The sequence below is a fragment of the Lysobacter sp. ESA13C genome (genome assembly GCF_019970005.1).
Lineage (GTDB): Bacteria > Pseudomonadota > Gammaproteobacteria > Xanthomonadales > Xanthomonadaceae > Lysobacter > Lysobacter antibioticus_B.
The window spans coordinates 225,813-241,015 of record NZ_JAHXYK010000004.1 but is presented as its reverse complement, the minus strand read 5'-3'; the positions used below and the strand labels follow the sequence as shown (position 1 = coordinate 241,015).

The 15,203-nt window shown below is 67.6% G+C and carries 14 protein-coding genes; 3 read left to right on the top strand and 11 right to left on the bottom strand.

Going from position 1 to position 15,203, the window contains the following annotated elements:
• The first annotated feature begins 69 nt into the window (after window positions 1-69).
• Window positions 70-999 (top strand): SDR family NAD(P)-dependent oxidoreductase, encoded by a 930-nt coding sequence (locus LC490_RS10020; RefSeq protein WP_223620095.1) that lies wholly within the window; start codon window positions 70-72, stop codon window positions 997-999.
• 33 nt (window positions 1,000-1,032) lie between these two features.
• Here the strand turns inward: LC490_RS10020 and LC490_RS10015 are convergent, their stop codons facing one another.
• Both LC490_RS10015 and LC490_RS10010 read right to left on the bottom strand, forming a co-directional pair.
• The gene (locus LC490_RS10015) at window positions 1,033-1,473 is read right to left on the bottom strand and encodes a hypothetical protein (protein WP_031370853.1); all 441 of its coding nucleotides are present in this window, start codon (window positions 1,471-1,473) and stop codon (window positions 1,033-1,035) included.
• Window positions 1,470-2,120 (bottom strand): DUF5671 domain-containing protein, encoded by a 651-nt coding sequence (locus LC490_RS10010; protein WP_031370854.1) that lies wholly within the window; start codon window positions 2,118-2,120, stop codon window positions 1,470-1,472. The genes LC490_RS10015 and LC490_RS10010 overlap by 4 nt, the downstream gene beginning before the upstream one ends.
• 388 nt (window positions 2,121-2,508) lie before the next feature.
• Between LC490_RS10010 and LC490_RS10005 the strand changes: the two genes are divergently transcribed.
• Entirely contained in the window at window positions 2,509-2,973 is a 465-nt protein-coding gene (locus LC490_RS10005; RefSeq protein WP_223620094.1) for a nuclear transport factor 2 family protein, read from the top strand.
• A 106-nt stretch (window positions 2,974-3,079) separates the two neighbouring features.
• Here the strand turns inward: LC490_RS10005 and LC490_RS10000 are convergent, their stop codons facing one another.
• Window positions 3,080-3,523, bottom strand: a complete 444-nt coding sequence (locus LC490_RS10000) for a helix-turn-helix transcriptional regulator (protein WP_031370856.1) — start codon at window positions 3,521-3,523, stop codon at window positions 3,080-3,082.
• Between the two features lie 344 nt (window positions 3,524-3,867).
• Between LC490_RS10000 and LC490_RS09995 the strand changes: the two genes are divergently transcribed.
• Window positions 3,868-5,448 carry a discoidin domain-containing protein gene (locus tag LC490_RS09995; RefSeq protein WP_223620093.1) on the top strand — a complete coding sequence of 527 codons (1,581 nt, stop codon included), beginning with the start codon at window positions 3,868-3,870 and terminating at the stop codon, window positions 5,446-5,448.
• A gap of 132 nt (window positions 5,449-5,580) precedes the next feature.
• Here the strand turns inward: LC490_RS09995 and LC490_RS09990 are convergent, their stop codons facing one another.
• The 8 genes from LC490_RS09990 to infB all read right to left on the bottom strand — a co-directional run bounded on the left by LC490_RS09990 (window position 5,581) and on the right by infB (window position 15,112).
• The gene (locus LC490_RS09990) at window positions 5,581-6,621 is read right to left on the bottom strand and encodes a TraB/GumN family protein (RefSeq protein WP_223620092.1); all 1,041 of its coding nucleotides are present in this window, start codon (window positions 6,619-6,621) and stop codon (window positions 5,581-5,583) included.
• A gap of 219 nt (window positions 6,622-6,840) precedes the next feature.
• Window positions 6,841-8,949, bottom strand: a complete 2,109-nt coding sequence (gene pnp, locus LC490_RS09985) for a polyribonucleotide nucleotidyltransferase (protein ID WP_223620091.1) — start codon at window positions 8,947-8,949, stop codon at window positions 6,841-6,843.
• A gap of 256 nt (window positions 8,950-9,205) precedes the next feature.
• Entirely contained in the window at window positions 9,206-9,466 is a 261-nt protein-coding gene (gene rpsO / locus LC490_RS09980; RefSeq protein ID WP_031370860.1) for a 30S ribosomal protein S15, read from the bottom strand.
• Window positions 9,467-9,688: 222 nt separating this feature from the next.
• The gene (locus LC490_RS09975; protein WP_223620090.1) at window positions 9,689-10,336 is read right to left on the bottom strand and encodes a hypothetical protein; all 648 of its coding nucleotides are present in this window, start codon (window positions 10,334-10,336) and stop codon (window positions 9,689-9,691) included.
• 58 nt (window positions 10,337-10,394) lie between these two features.
• The gene (truB, locus tag LC490_RS09970; RefSeq protein WP_031370862.1) at window positions 10,395-11,327 is read right to left on the bottom strand and encodes a tRNA pseudouridine(55) synthase TruB; all 933 of its coding nucleotides are present in this window, start codon (window positions 11,325-11,327) and stop codon (window positions 10,395-10,397) included.
• Complete coding sequence (locus LC490_RS09965) at window positions 11,311-11,745, bottom strand: heme-binding protein (protein ID WP_031370863.1); 435 nt, start codon at window positions 11,743-11,745, stop codon at window positions 11,311-11,313. Before LC490_RS09965 ends, truB begins: the two co-directional genes overlap by 17 nt.
• A 195-nt stretch (window positions 11,746-11,940) precedes the next feature.
• Complete coding sequence (rbfA, locus tag LC490_RS09960; RefSeq protein ID WP_223620089.1) at window positions 11,941-12,360, bottom strand: 30S ribosome-binding factor RbfA; 420 nt, start codon at window positions 12,358-12,360, stop codon at window positions 11,941-11,943.
• Window positions 12,361-12,469: 109 nt separating this feature from the next.
• A complete protein-coding gene (gene infB / locus LC490_RS09955; RefSeq protein WP_031370865.1) occupies window positions 12,470-15,112 on the bottom strand; it encodes a translation initiation factor IF-2 in 2,643 nt (880 codons plus the stop codon).
• Between the last annotated feature and the right edge of the window lie 91 nt (window positions 15,113-15,203).

Genomic DNA, 15,203 nt, shown 5'->3' with positions numbered 1-15,203 from the left:
CCGCGCCGTCTCCCGCTACCCATCCCCTTCATCCCGGGCGTCGACGACGCCCGTCAGCGGAGCTTTGCCATGAACCAGCAGATCGTTCTCGTCACCGGCGCCTCCAGCGGTTTCGGCGCCCTCGCCGCGCGCGCGCTCGCCGACGCCGGCCACACCGTCTACGCCAGCATGCGCGACACCGCCGGCCGCAACGCCGTCCAGGTCGAGGCCGCCCGCGCCTATGCCCGCGAGCACCGGGTCGACCTGCGTGCACTCGAACTCGACATCGCCTCGCAGGCCTCCGCCGACGCCGCGATCGCGCACGTCGTCGCCGCGCATGGCTGCCTCGACGTGCTGATCCACAACGCCGGCCACATGGCCTTCGGCCCGGCCGAAGCGTTCATGCCCGAGCAGTACGCGCAGCTCTACGACACCAACGTGGTCGGCAGCCAGCGCGTCAATCGCGCCGCCCTGCCACAGTTGCGCGCGCAAGGCCGCGGCTTGCTGCTGTGGGTGTCGAGCAGCAGCGTGCGCGGCGGTACCCCGCCTTATCTAGCCCCCTATTTCGCCGCGAAGGCGGCGATGGATTCGCTGGCGGTCAGCTATGCCGGCGAACTCGCGCGCTGGGGCATCGAGACTTCCATCGTGATGCCGGGTGCGTTCACCTCGGGCACCCATCACTTCCTGAATTCGGGCACGCCGGCCGACAGCGCGCGCAACGCCGACTACGAGGCCGGCGTCGCCGCCGGTTTCGGCGAGGAGATCCTGGGCAAACTCGCCGGCACCGTGCCCGAGGACGCCGACGTCGCCAGCGTCGCCGAGGCCATCGTCGAGATCGTCGCGAGCCCTTACGGCCGGCGTCCGTTCCGCGTGCACGTCGACCCGGCCGGCGACGGTTGCGACGTCGTCAGTGCGGTCGGCGACCGCATCCGCGCCGAGTTCCTGCGCCGCGTCGGCCTGGGCGACCTGCTCGGAGTGCGCCTGCCGTCGAATACCCAGCCGCAGCGCGACCGCGGCTGAGCGCGCGACGGCCGGCATGCGGCCGCCGCCGGCTCAGTTCTCGGGCTTGGAAGCGTCGAGCTCGAAACAGTGTTCGCCGGCCGGATGACGCCAACTGCGCGGATGCCATTCGTTCGTAGCTCGACGCTTGGCATCCTCGCGCCCGGTGTCGGTGGCGAAGCTCGCGCACAGGCGAAAGCGGCCGGCCTCGCCGGCGAGGTAGCGGTAAGGCGCGGCGGTAACCGGATCGACCGTGCTCAGGGCCACGCCCGGTTGGTTCGCCAGGCTCGGCAGATCCGCCGGCAGGCGCGCCTGCTGTTTCCAATAGTCGCGCACCTCGTCGTTGATCCGGTCCAGTTCCTGCGTGCGGCGCTGATCGAGCTTGGCCTCGCGCTGCGAACCTGGGCCGCCCATGACCACGATCGCCGCCGTCACCGCCGCCGCGATCGCCACTGCGGCTGCGATCAGCAGCCAACGTCCGACCGGTGCGCTCATGCCTGGCTCTCCTCGCGACGCAGGTCCCACAGGTAGTAACCGAATACGCTGCCGGCGATCGTCGCGACCACCAGCACCTTGAGCACGAAACGCAGGCTCAATTCGCCGCCGAGCAGGTTGTAGACCAAGGCGGTCATGTCGCCGATCAACACCGTCGCGGCGATGAACAAGGTCAGGTAAGTCAGCCAGCGACGCACCGGCGACAGGCGCTTGATCGGATGCCGCGCAACGTCCTGGGCGACCCGGTGGGCGACGAAAGCGAACACCGGGAAAGCGATCACCAGCGCCGACACCGACCAGCGCAGCGAGTCGTCGACGCTCTTGCGCCAAAACTCGTAACCGTTGTCGGCGGCATCCGGCCAGGCGATGTTGATCAGATCGAACAACAGGCTGCCGAGGTGGTAGGCGACGAAGTACAGGGTGGTGAACATCACCAGGTAGGCGAAGGCCTCGCGCGCCGACAACGAGGCGCGCGGCTTCGGCACCGGCAGCACGAAACCGACGTCGGCATAGGCGTCGAGCGCGCCGCGGGTCTGCTCGGCACTCCAGCCGGCCGCCGCCAGCGCCTGTGCGGTCGCCTCCTTCGATTGCCCACGCAACAAGGCTTCGCGGACGAAACCCTCCAGTTCCAGACTTCCCGAGGCCATGGCCACCGCTCCATAAAGGGACGCCCGGAATGTAGCAGTGCCGGGGCTGGCCGGCGCAGGGATCGGCGAGGTAGCGGAAAACGCTACCCGCGGGGGACCGACGTCGCTACGCCGAGTCTTCGCCGCGCAGACCTTGCCAACAAGCGTCCGCGCGGCGGCGGCCTGCACCGCCGCTCGTCGAGCCTGGCCGTCGTCGTGCCCGAATGCGGCTATATTCCGCGAACGCGCCATGGACGGCCCGGCGCAAGCGCAGGAGCCGGAGCCATCGCCGCCGCACAGGGGACATGCTCATCACAGCAGGCCCATCACACAGCAGGCCCACTAAAGCACGCCCACCACAGGTCGAACCATGCGCCACACAGACGATGCAAGGCCAGCACGACTGTTGATGCTGGCATCGGCTTTTGTCCTGCTGCTGCCGTGGTGCAGCGCCGCAGCGCAAGCCCAAGCCGCGCGCCCGCCCGCGCCGGAAGCGAGCAAGCTCGTAGCCACGGCCTCTCCGGAAGACTATGCCGCCGTGCGCAAGGTCCTCGACCGCTATATCGAGGCCGGCCGCCAGGGCAAGAGCGAGCTCATGCGCCCGGCGTTCCTGCCGCAAGCGACCATCCACGGTCTCGCGGCCGACGGCAGCATCGGCGGCGGTCCGATCCGCAGCCTGTTCGACTACATCGACAGCGCGCCCGCGGCCAAGCAACTGCAGGCGCAGATCGTCTCGATCGAGATCGTCGGCACCATCGCGCAGGCACGGGTCGAATCCGACCAGTGGAACGGCGCGCGCTACAGCGACCTGTTCCAACTGCTGAAGGTCGGCGGCGAGTGGAAGATCCTCAGCAAGATCTACCACACCCACTGACCTTCATACTCTGGAGTAGGAGCGGCGGGAGTAGGAGCGGCGCAAGCCGCGACCACGCGGCTGCGGTCGGCGACGTACGATCCATCGGGAACCAAGCCCCACGACCTCAGGCGCTGCCCGTCTCCGGGGTTTCGCGTTGCCGGACCGGCCGCGTCACCTGCTTCTCCACGCACGCCGGCAGCCCGTCGCCCGCCTGTGCGGCCTCGCGCCGATAGACGCTCGGCGGCACGCCGACCAGTTCGGCGAACCGCGTGCTGAAGGTGCCCAACGATGAGCAGCCGACCTCGAAGCAGATCTCGGTGACGCTGAGGTCGCCGCGGCGCAGCAAGGCCATCGCGCGCTCGATGCGCCGGGTCATCAGATACGAATACGGCGACTCGCCGTAAGCGGCGCGGAACTGCCGGCTCAGATGCCCGGCCGACATGCCCACGCCCTGGGCGAGCGCCTCGACGTCGAGCGGCTGCGCGTACTCGCGGTCGATGCGGTCGCGCACGCGGCGCAGGCGCGCGAGGTCGCGCAGGTAAGTCGTGGCATCGGGGCTGTTACTCATCGGCGCGATCCTGCCATGCCCGGCGCGAGCCGCCTAGCGCGATCGGCCTGGTGCGATCGGCCTCGTCCAAGCATCGGCGACGCTGGTTGCGCCCGCGCTCCATCGAAGCGCGATCCGAAACTGCGGACGGCTGCTCTTAAATCGCCCTCCGCGCGGGCGCAGGCCTGGGTTGTGCGCTGCCGGGTTCCACTAATCTCGCGATTGGATCGATCTAAACCGTTCCGGTCGGTCCCCGTCGCGGCGGCGCCCCGCCGTTCCTGGCCAGTTCCAGTCGTCCCCTGCTGCAGCCCCTTCGCGGCAACGATCGTCGAGCCGGCCGCCTTCGCACCGACAAGGACATCCTCATGCCATCGAGACAGAGCGCTCCACCCCGGCCGGGCCTGCACACAGGCCTGACGTTGACGAGCCTGCAGTTGACGAGCCTGCAGTTCACTAGCCTGAAGTTCACGAGTTTGCAGTTCGCAAGCCTGTTGCTATGTCTGGGCTTCGCCGGCACGGCCTCGGCCGCCAACCTCGCCTTGAACAAACCCGCCACCGGCTCGGCCGCCTGCAACGCCAACGAAGCGCCGGCGAAGGCTTTCAACGGCAGCACCGGCGGCGGCAACAGCGACAAGTTCTGCTCCGCGGCCAGCAGCCGCTGGTTGCAAGTCGATCTCGGCGCCAGCCGTTCGATATCGAGTTTCGTGATCAAGCATGCCGGCGCCGGCGTCGAACCGGCGTCGTTCAACAGCAAGAGCTTCAACATCCAGACCTCGGCGAACGGCAACGCCTGGAGCACCGCGGTCAGCGTGAGCAACAACACCGCCAACGTCAGCACGCACCCGATCGCGGCGACCAGCGCGCGTTACGTCCGCCTCAACATCGCCACGCCGACCCAGGGCAGCGACAGCGCCGCGCGCATCTACGAGTTCGAGGTCCACGACGCGCCGCCGGCCACCGAGAAGCTGGTGCAGGTGCTCGACCAGGTGCCGCAATTCGGCATCTATCGCAGCACCGAGCCGACCACCTACACGCCGCCCGCGGGCGTGCTGATGTGGAAGCGCGGCACCGAGTACGCGCGCAAGCTCAGCGACGCCGAGAAGGCCAAGATCGGCGACGACGTCGCCCTGCGCATCGTCTATCACGCCCAGTGCGACCCCTACGATCGCTTCGCCTCGGCCTTCTTCATCAGTACGCCGAAGGGCATTGCGCCCACCGTCGACACGCCGCGGGTGACCTTCACCGATTTCATTTCGCCGTTCAGCGACATGTGGCAGGGCGCGAAAGCGACCCGGCTGTATCCGGATGCGCCGATGAACCCCTATGCCGCGGCGCTGGCCAACCCCGACCGCGACATCTGGGTCGGCATCAGCGGCGGCGCCAATCCGCAATACGGCGGCGATGCCTGCGAACAACACGGCGTGACCGACCCGGCGATCGCCGAAGTCGGCTTCAAGTACTCGCTGGCGTTGGTCTCCACCCAGGCGCTCACGCCCGGCAGCGACCCCGACGTGATCGACCTGCTGTCGCGCTCGTCGGAAAAGGACGACAGCATCGCCACCGCCACCGTCTCGCACACCGCCAACCTGGGCATCGCCACCCTCGCGGTCAGCATCGCCGGCTACGGCGCTTCCAGCGGCGGCCAGGAATACACCAACACCAACATCGCGGTGAAGCTCAACGGCACGCAGATCGCGACCTTCAGCACCAAGATCGATTGCGCGAGCTACGAGCAGTTCAGCCCGCGCGGCAACCCGGGCATCTTCCGAAACAACAACACCACCAACCCGCGCAGTTGGTGCCCGGGCGCACTGGTGCCGATGCGTTATTTCGACCTCGGCAACATCGCCGGCAAGACCCTGCAGGTCGGTCTCGGCGTCGGCAATCCCTCGCCGTGGACCGCCGACTCGCAATACGTGACCAGCGTGAGCGTGCTCGAACACTGATCGCGCGCAGGACGCCGGCCGCTCGCGACGGCCGGCGTCCTCCTGGGTCGATGGAATCGCCTTGGGATGGGCCGCGGCATCGGCGCAGCGGACAGGCGCGTCCCGGCGCCGGAATGGACCGTTTGCGGCCGGTTACGGCGCCTCGACCTCAAAGCCCTTGGCCTGCAGCTTGGCGACGACGCCGTCGGCCTTGAGCAACTGCGATATCGGCAGGACGGTGAAGACCACCCGCTGTTCCTTCAGCGCGCCGTCGACGGCGTGATACCAGTGCTCGGCCATCTGCGCCTGGACATCGTCCATACCGAGCTTCTGCGAGAAGCCCGAGCCGGTCAGTGCGTTCAGACAAGCCTCGTGCTGATCTTCGTAAGGCAAGGCACGCAGCGCGTCGATGTCGCCGGTGGCCCAGGCATTGGCGCGCGTAGTCATGATCGCCAGGTCGGTTTCGAGCCGGTCCAGCGTCTTGCGGAAGCAGGCCACGTCGTCGAGCGTGGTCGCATTGAAGGCCTTGAGGGTCTGTTTCGGATCCTCGACCTTGAGCGGCAGGCTGGTGGAGCGCGTTTCGATCCCGGCCGCCTCGACCGCCTTGCGGATCGCCGGCCCGACGATGCCGGTTTCGTCGAGACCGCTTTTCTTCAGCGCCGCACGATACAGCTCGCTCGCCGCGAACAGCGGCCGCCAGTTCTCGACGCTGTTGTCGCGGCCGATGTATTTGAGCTTCAACACCTGCCAACGCGCATACAAGTCCGCCGGCAGCACGTCCTGCAGTTTCGCGCCGCCGGGGTTCTTGCGCAGTTTCAGCATCGAAGGCAACAACGACAGGCGCCCGAACAGGCCGATATCGGCGCTGACCGACAGGCGCGGCGGCTGCAATGCGAGCTGCGATTGTGCGATCGCGGCATCCATGTCGCGCGACAGCCAGGTGATCTCCTTGGGCAGCGGCGACAGCGTTCCCAGGATCCACAACACGCGGTCGCCCTTGTGGAATTTCCACAGGCCGGGCCCCGGCTGCACGCCGGAAACCACCACCACCTCCATGTCGACGATGGGCGGCGGCGCCACGGCCGCCACGGCCGCGACGGAGGACGGTGCACCGCCTTGCGTTGACGACGGCTGCGCCGCCGCGGGCGCGGCCAGCATCGCGGTCGCCAGACCTAACAGCAGCTTCCTTCGCATCTCGGCGTTCTCCTTTGGTCGAACCGCAGTCGAGGCAGGGTTCGGCCACGATGGAAGCCCATCCGCGAGCCCGGCGCAAGTCGATCCGCCGCGACTGTCCCAGGCAATGCCTGCCGGTATGTCGCCGGCTGCTTCCGCCGCAGGCGCGAAGCTAAACGGCGCACAAAAGAAAAGCGGGCCGAAGCCCGCTTTTCTCGAATCCGACGTTGCGCGTGCCGATTACTCGGCGACGACGCCCTCGCCTTCTTCGACGGCCTTCATCGACAGGCGGATACGGCCCTGCTTGTCGACTTCCAGCACCTTGACCTTGACCACGTCGCCTTCCTTGAGCTTGTCGCTGACCTTCTCGACGCGCTCGTTGGAGATCTGCGAGACGTGGACCAGACCGTCCTTGCCCGGCAGGATCGTCACGAAGGCGCCGAAGTCCATGATCTTGGCGACCTTGCCTTCGTAGATGCGGCCCGGCTCGACGTCGGACACGATCTGGTCGATGCGCGCCTTCGCGGCCTGAGCGGCGGCGGCGTTGACCGAAGCGATGACGATGGTGCCGTCGTCCTGGATGTCGATCTGGGTGCCGGTTTCCTTGGTGATCGCCTGGATGGTCGAGCCGCCCTTGCCGATCACTTCGCGGATCTTGTCCGGGTGGATCTTCATGGTCAGCAGACGCGGCGCGTACTCGGACAGCTCGGTGCGCGATTCGGTGAGGGCGTGAGCCATCTCGCCGAGGATGTGCAGACGGCCGGCCTTCGCCTGGCCCAGCGCGACCTTCATGATCTCTTCGGTGATGCCCTGGATCTTGATGTCCATCTGCAGCGCCGAGATGCCCTCGGAGGTGCCGGCCACCTTGAAGTCCATGTCGCCGAGGTGATCTTCATCGCCCAGGATGTCCGACAGGACGACGAAGTTGTCGCCTTCCTTGACCAGGCCCATCGCGATGCCGGCGACCGGCGCCTTGATCGGCACGCCGGCGTCCATCAGCGCCAGCGAGCTGCCGCAGACCGAAGCCATCGAGGACGAACCGTTCGACTCGGTGATTTCCGAGACGATGCGGATGGTGTACGGGAATTCTTCCATCGTCGGCATCACGGCGAGCACGCCGCGCTTGGCGAGGCGGCCGTGGCCGATTTCGCGACGCTTCGGGCCCATCATGCGGCCGGCTTCGCCGACCGAGTAAGGCGGGAAGTTGTAATGGAACAGGAAGTGTTCCTTGTACTCGCCCGAGACGGCGTCGATGATCTGGCCGTCGCGCGCGGTGCCGAGGGTGGCGACCACGATGGCCTGGGTCTCGCCGCGGGTGAACAGCGAGGAGCCGTGGGTACGCGGCAGCACGCCGACGCGCGAAGCGATCGGACGCACGGTGTCGAGGGCGCGGCCGTCGATGCGGACCTTGGTGTCGAGCACCGAGTTACGCATGGTCTGGTACTCGAGCTCGCCGAATTCCTTCGACAGCTCCGAGGTGCTCCAGCCGTCGGCTTCGGCGCGGCCGGCGAGGCTCTGCAGCACGTCCTTCTTGATCGCGCCGATGGCGTCGCGGCGCTGCAGCTTGTCGCGCACTTGGAAAGCGGAGGCGAGCTGGCCGCCGACGGCTTCCTTCAGCGCGGCGATCAGCGCCTCGTTCTTGGCCGGAGCCTCCCACGTCGACGGCTTGGTGCCGGCTTCGACGACGAGCTCGTTGATGATGTTGATGACCTTCTGCATTTCGCGATGGCCGAACATCACCGCGCCGAGCATGACGTCCTCGGACAGCATCTTGGCTTCGGATTCGACCATCAGCACCGCGTTCGAGGTGCCGGCGACGACGAGCTCGAGCTCGGATTCGGCCAGCTCGGCGGCGGTCGGGTTGAGCAGGTACTGGCCGTTCTTGTAACCGACCTTGGCCGCGCCGATCGGGCCCTGGAACGGGGTGCCGGCCAGCGCGAGCGCAGCCGAGGCACCGATCAGGGCCGGGATGTCGCCGTCGATTTCCGGATTCATCGACATGACCGTGGCGATGATCTGGACTTCGTTACGGTAGTCCTCCGGGAACAGCGGACGGATCGGACGGTCGATCAGGCGCGAGATCAGCGTTTCCTTCTCGGTCGCACGGCCTTCGCGCTTGAAGAAGCCGCCCGGGATGCGACCGCCGGCGTAGAACTTCTCCTGGTAATCCACGGTGAGCGGGAAGAAGTCCTGGCCTTCGCGCGCGCTCTTGGCGGCGACGGCCGTCACCAGCAACACGGTGTCCTCCATCTTCACGATGACGGCGCCGCCGGCCTGACGGGCGATTTCGCCGGTCTCCAGGGTCACCTGATGGTTGCCGTATTGGAAGGTCTTGGTAATTTTTGCCACGGGTGGGTTCCTTCGGTATCTATGCGTTCCGGTCGGGGCCCTTGCCCCGCTCCGGTCGGTCGCCGGCGCCGGCGACCAATAGGTGGGTGTGCGTTGCGCCGGTCCGACCGGCCGCGTTGCACGTGACCCGGTTTCGCCAGGTCGAAGCCATGCGCTCATCAAGCGCAGGCGGCGTTGCGTCCTGCAGCGCCACGCGGGTTTTCATGCCCGCCAAAACAAACCGCGGCGCATCGCTGCGCCGCGGTTGGGTGTCCGGTTAGCGGCGCAGACCGAGCTTTTCGATCAGAGCCTTGTAGCGATCGCCGTCTTTGCGCTTGAGGTAGTCAAGCAGGCTGCGACGACGGTTGACCATCATCAGCAGGCCGCGGCGGCTGTGGTGATCCTGTTTGTGCTGCTTGAAGTGGCCGGTGAGCAACTCGATGCGAGCGGTGAGCAGGGCGACCTGGACTTCCGGCGAACCGGTGTCGGCGGCGCCGCGCTTGTTGTCTTCAATGATCTTGCTGGTGTCGATCGACATGACTTATGTTCTCTGTAGATGCGGGGCCCGCAGAAGCGAATCGGTCGCGACAAAATCGCCCCGACGCACCGCCTGGCCCGCCGCTTGCTTTAGTGAGGATTGCCGTCCAAGCAGGTCCCGTTTGGAAGTGCTTGAAAAGCGGCGGGATTGTACCAGCCCGCGGCGGCGAATGCGACCCGTGGGTCACTGGGCGGTGCCCGCCCGGACAGCTGCGACACCCGTTCAGTTACTGGTCGCCGGCTCGGCCTCTCCCGCCGCCTGCCCGGCCGCTTCCGGCGCCCAGGGACTGCCTGGCCGCGAACGCAGTCGCTTCAACAAATGGCGTATTTGCTGGAAATCCTTGGGCGGCTGCAGCCGCCAGCGCCCGTCGACCTTGCTCAGACTGATGATCCGCATCTCCCAGGCCGGACCGGCCCCGCCGCTTGCGTCATAGGTCGCCCGTCCCACCGCGTGATACAGGTCGGCCCCTTCGTAGAGCCCGCCGATGAGAGTCAGACTCTTCACTCGCTGCACCCCAGGCTGCCGGGTGAGGCCTGCCAGGAAGGTCGCGAAGAACTGGGCATCGTCCAGCGCTTTCAGTTCCGCTGGCGTCTTGCCGCCCAGCACCTCCAGGAATTCCAAGGGAATGAACTCGGGCTCGACCTGCTCGAAAACCTCGGTGAACACCTCGCGAATGTCCCTGAGCACCGCTGGATCGGCGAGATAGGCTGCACACAACCCGTCATTGGAGACTGCGCAGCCGCGCGCCTGCTCGGCGACCGTTTCCGGGCGGCTTCGATCGAGCCGCTGCAGCCATTCGGGCTCATCGGCGAATACCGGAGCAGCGATCGCCAGCAAACCGGCCAGCGCCGCACAAACGATGGATTTCATTGCGGCCCCCGCCCGTTGCGATTCGGTTCTGTGGTTGCTGCCGCCTCGCGGCAGCCGCTCAGCCGCCTTGCGCCGCCCAACGGAACAGGCGCTGCGGCTGCAGCCGCCCTTCGGCCTGGCGTAAACCGAGGCCCAGGCAGCGCCCGGCTTCGCCGAACACCGCCACCAGGCCCGGTTCGCCGGGCTCGCAGCTGACCGCCTGGCCATGGCCTAGGCGCTCGGCCGCGGTGGCATCCAGGCTGACCCGGCCGAAACCGCTCAGCCCGGCCTCGATCGGCAGCAGGCAGGCGTCGAGGGCGGGGTCGCTGCCCTGCTCGGCCAGTTCGCGCAACGCATCCAGGGTGATCATGCGCGGCTGCATGAACGGCTCGACCCAGAGCCGGCGCAAGGTCGCGACGTGAGCGCCGCAGCCGAGCGCCTCGCCGAGGTCGCGGACCAGGCTGCGCACATAGGTGCCGGAGCCGCATTCGATGTGCAGCTCCAGGCGCGGGCCGTCGCGGCCGGTCACGCTCAGAGAGTGGACGACGACGTCGCGCTCGGGCGCTTCGATGACTTCGCCGCGGCGGGCCTTCGCATACAGCGGTTCGCCGCCCTGCTTGAGCGCGGAATAGATCGGCGCGCGCTGGCGGATCGGGCCGCGTAAGGGCGCCAAGGCGGCTTCGATCGCCGCGTCGTCGAATTCGGGCACCGGACGTTCCAGCAGGGGCGCGCCGTCGGCGTCGTCGCTGTCGGTGGTCAGGCCGAGCACCGCGGTCGCGCTGTAGGCCTTGCGCGCGCCGAGCAGCAGCCCGGCGATCTTGGTCGCTTCGCCGAAGCACAGCGGCAGCAGGCCGGTCGCGAGCGGGTCGAGGCTGCCGGTGTGGCCGCCCTTCTCCGCGCGGAACAGATGACGTGCCTGCTGCAGCGCCTGGTTGGAGCTGATGCCGGGGGGCTTGTCGAGCAGCAGCAAGCCGTCGACGTTGCGCCAATTGCGTTTACGCGTCGTGTTCAAGCAAGCCGTCCGCCCCTGCCTGCGCGATTTGCGCGTCCTGAACCGCCTGCATCCCGGACACGCCGATCGCACCGATCAACTCGCCGCCCACGATCAGGGGCAGCCCGCCATCCAACGGCAACAGACCATCGATTCCGAGCAGTCGCAGGCCCAACCCGCCGGCAGCGACCGCGTCTTCGAATGCCTTGGTCGGACGGCGGAACTTGACCGCCGTCTCGGCCTTGGCCTGGGCCACGGGAATGCTGCCATATTGCGCCTGATCGAGCTTGTGCAACATCACCAGATGGCCGCCGCTGTCGACGATGGCGATCACCATCGGCCATTGCAGGCGTTCGGCCTCGGCCTGCGCGGCGCGCATGACCCGGCCGGCGGCCGCTAACGAAATCGGCGCGCCGTAACGCGGCGGTGGCTGCGACATGCGAGGGCTCCTGCTCGGGCAAGAAAGAAGGGAAAGAACGCCGCGCGAAGGCGGTCGGGGTGCTGCGAGACGCGCCGCGCGCGTGGATCGGACAGAGCCACGATCGAGTCCTCGCGGATCGCGAACGACTGCGCCGGACTTGGCGGCTTCGCGCCGGTACCGACCGACGGACCGGGCGCCAGCGCCTGCCTGCGCTTACTCCGGCTTGGCGTCGCCGTCGCTTTCGCCGGCGGCCTGATCGCCGTCGGCTTCAGCGTCGGTTTCCAGCGGCGGCAGATCGCGCAACAGGATGCCGATGCGCTCGCCGCGATCGACCGAATCGTCGTAATGGAAATGCAGTTCGGGTACGTGACGCAGCTTCATCGCCCGGCCCAGCTGGTAACGCAGCTCGCGCGAGAGTTCCTTGAGCGCCTTGACGGCCTCCTTGGAACGCTCGGCCTGCAGCGCGGTCACGAACACCTTGGCATGGGCCAGGTCGCGCGAGACCTCGACGTCGGAAACGCTTACCGACGGCAGGTTGTGCTCGCGCACAGCCTCATGCACCAGCGTCCCGAGCTCGCGGCGGAGCTGGGCGGAAACGCGGTCGGTGCGATGGAACGATTTGCTGCTGGGCATGTGGATCCGGGAAACGAGAAACGGGAAAGAGAATCGGTAGAGCGGAAGGGGGAACCGGTTGCCGATAACCGCCTTGCGATTCCCGACTCCCGATTCCCGATTCCCTGTCTTACAGCGTCCGCTGCACTTCGATTCGCTCGAAGCACTCGATCTGGTCGCCCGGCTTGACGTCGTTGTAGGCCTTCACGCCGATACCGCATTCGGTGCCGTTGCGCACTTCGTCGACGTTTTCCTTGAAGCGGCGCAGCGATTCCAGCTCGCCCTCGAAGACCACGGCGTTGTCGCGCAGGACGCGGATCGGCTTGCTGCGCTTGACCACGCCTTCGACCACCATGCAACCGGCGACCGCGCCGAACTTGGAGCTGCGGAACACGTCGCGCACTTCGGCGATGCCGATGATTTCTTCGCGGATCTCGACGCCGAGGATGCCCGAAGCCACCTGCTTCACCTGGTCGATCACGTCATAGATGATCGAGAAGTAGCGCAGGTCGACGCCGTTGCCTTCGATGATGCGGCGCGCGGAGGCGTCGGCGCGGACGTTGAAGCCGATCACCGTGGCCTTGGCCGTGGCCGCCGCGTTCGCGTCGGACTCGGTGATGCCGCCGACGCCGGAGCTGATCACGTTGATGCGGATCTGGTCGTTCGACAGCGCCATCAAGGACTGGCGCAGCGCCTCGACCGAACCCTGCACGTCGGCCTTGATGACCAGGTTGAGGCTCAGCTGGCCCTCGCCCTTGCCCATCTGGGCCATGATGTCTTCCATGCGGTTGCCGGCAGCGGCGACCAGGCGCGATTCGCGGCGCTTGGCGTCGCGCTGCTGGGCGACGTCCTTGGCCAGACGCTCGTCCTCGACGACCACGAAGTCGTCGCCGGCATCGGGCACGCCCGACAAGCCGAGCACCTGCACCGGGATCGACGGACCCGCTTCCTGCACCTGCGAACCGGTTTCGTCGAACAGCGCACGCACGCGGCCGTACTGCACGCCGCAGACGAGGTAATCGCCCTTCTTGAGCTGGCCCTGCTGGACCAGCACGGTCGCGACCGGGCCGCGGCCCTTGTCGAGCGCGGATTCGATGACCGTACCGGTGGCGCGGCCGATCGGCACCGCACGCAGTTCCAGCACTTCGGCCTGCAGCGAGATCGCGTCGAGCAGATCGTCGACGCCGTCGCCGGTCTTGGCCGACAGCTCCACCATCTGGGTCTCGCCGCCGAAATCTTCGGCGACGATGCCCTCGGCGAGCAGCTCGTTCTTGACCCGCAGCGGATCGGCGCCGGACTTGTCGATCTTGTTGATCGCCACGATCAGCGGCACGCCGGCCGCCTTGGCGTGCTGCACGGCTTCCTTGGTCTGCGGCATGACGCCGTCGTCGGCGGCGACCACCAACACGACGATGTCGGTCAGCTTGGCGCCGCGCGCGCGCATCGAGGTGAAGGCGGAGTGGCCCGGGGTGTCCAGGAAGCTGATCACGCCGCGCGCGGTTTCGACGTGGTACGCGCCGATGTGCTGGGTGATGCCGCCGGCTTCGCCCGAGGCGACCTTGGTACGGCGGATGTAGTCGAGCAGCGAGGTCTTGCCGTGGTCGACGTGACCCATGATGGTCACCACCGGCGGACGCGCGACCTTGTCGCCCTGCACTTCCTCGGCGTGCGCGATCAGCGCGTCCTCGGCGGCATTGGCGTTGGTGCGCACGACGGTGTGGCCGAGTTCTTCGGTCACCAGCGCGGCGGTGTCGTGGTCGATGCTCTGGTTGATGGTCGCCATGACGCCCATCTTGAACAGCGCCTTGACCACGTCGCCGCCCTTGAGGGCGAGCTTCTGGGCCAGGTCGGCGACCGTGATGGTCTCGCCGATCGCGACTTCGCGCACGATCGGTGCGGTCGGACGCGAGAAGCCGTGCTGGCCGCCGCCGGAGCGCGACTGCTCGGACTGGCGACGCGGCTGCGGCCGCGACTTGCCGCGCGAGCTGCTGGTGCGACGGGCGCGGTCGGAGGCGCTCAGATGCAGCTGGCCGGCGAAGCGGTTGGCCGCATCGTCGTCCTCGACGCCGGCGACCATCGCGTGCGAGCCGCGGGTCTTGTGGCGCGGCGCGTTGTGGTCGACCCGGGCCGGAGCCGGCGCGGCCGGCTTCGGATGGCCGTGACCGTGGGTCGTCGGCGGCTTGCGTACGGCCGTGGTCGTCTCTGCAGCGGCCTCGGCGGCCGCGACGACGACGCTGGCGTCGGCGAGCTTGGTCTTCTGCTCTTCCTCGGCCTGCTCGGCCTTGGCGCGCGCAGCTTCCTCGGCGGCGCGACGCACCGCATCGGCCGCGTCGGCGCGACGCTGGTCGTCGGCGGCCAGGCGCTGCTGTTCGGCGAGGTTGCGCTGCTTGGACTCTTCGAGCTTGCGCAGGATCTCGGCGCGTTCGTCGTCCGGCGAGATGGATTGGCCGGATTCGTTCGGCTTCACCAGCGTCACCTTCTTGCGCACGACCACGTCGACGGTGGTGCGGTTCTTGCCGCCACCGACGGTGATTTCCTGCTTGCGGCTGCGATTGAGCGTGATCTTCTTCGCCGCCTCGTCGGTCTCGGCCGGCTTGTCGACCTTGCCGTGAGCGCGCTTGAGGAAGCCGAGCAGCTTGACTTTCTCGATGCTGGTCACGACCTGGTCGGGGCCGCTGAACTTCATGCCGGCCTCGGCCAGCTGTTCCAGCAACTTCTCGACCGGCGTGTTCACCAGTTCGGCCAGCTTGCGGATGGTGGTTTGCTGCGACATTCGGTTTCCGTGTCCTCGTGGCGCGGGACGAGTCCCGCGCGTGATGGCGCCATTCTAGCTCCGCGCGCGCCGCACGACCGGCTCGCACAGA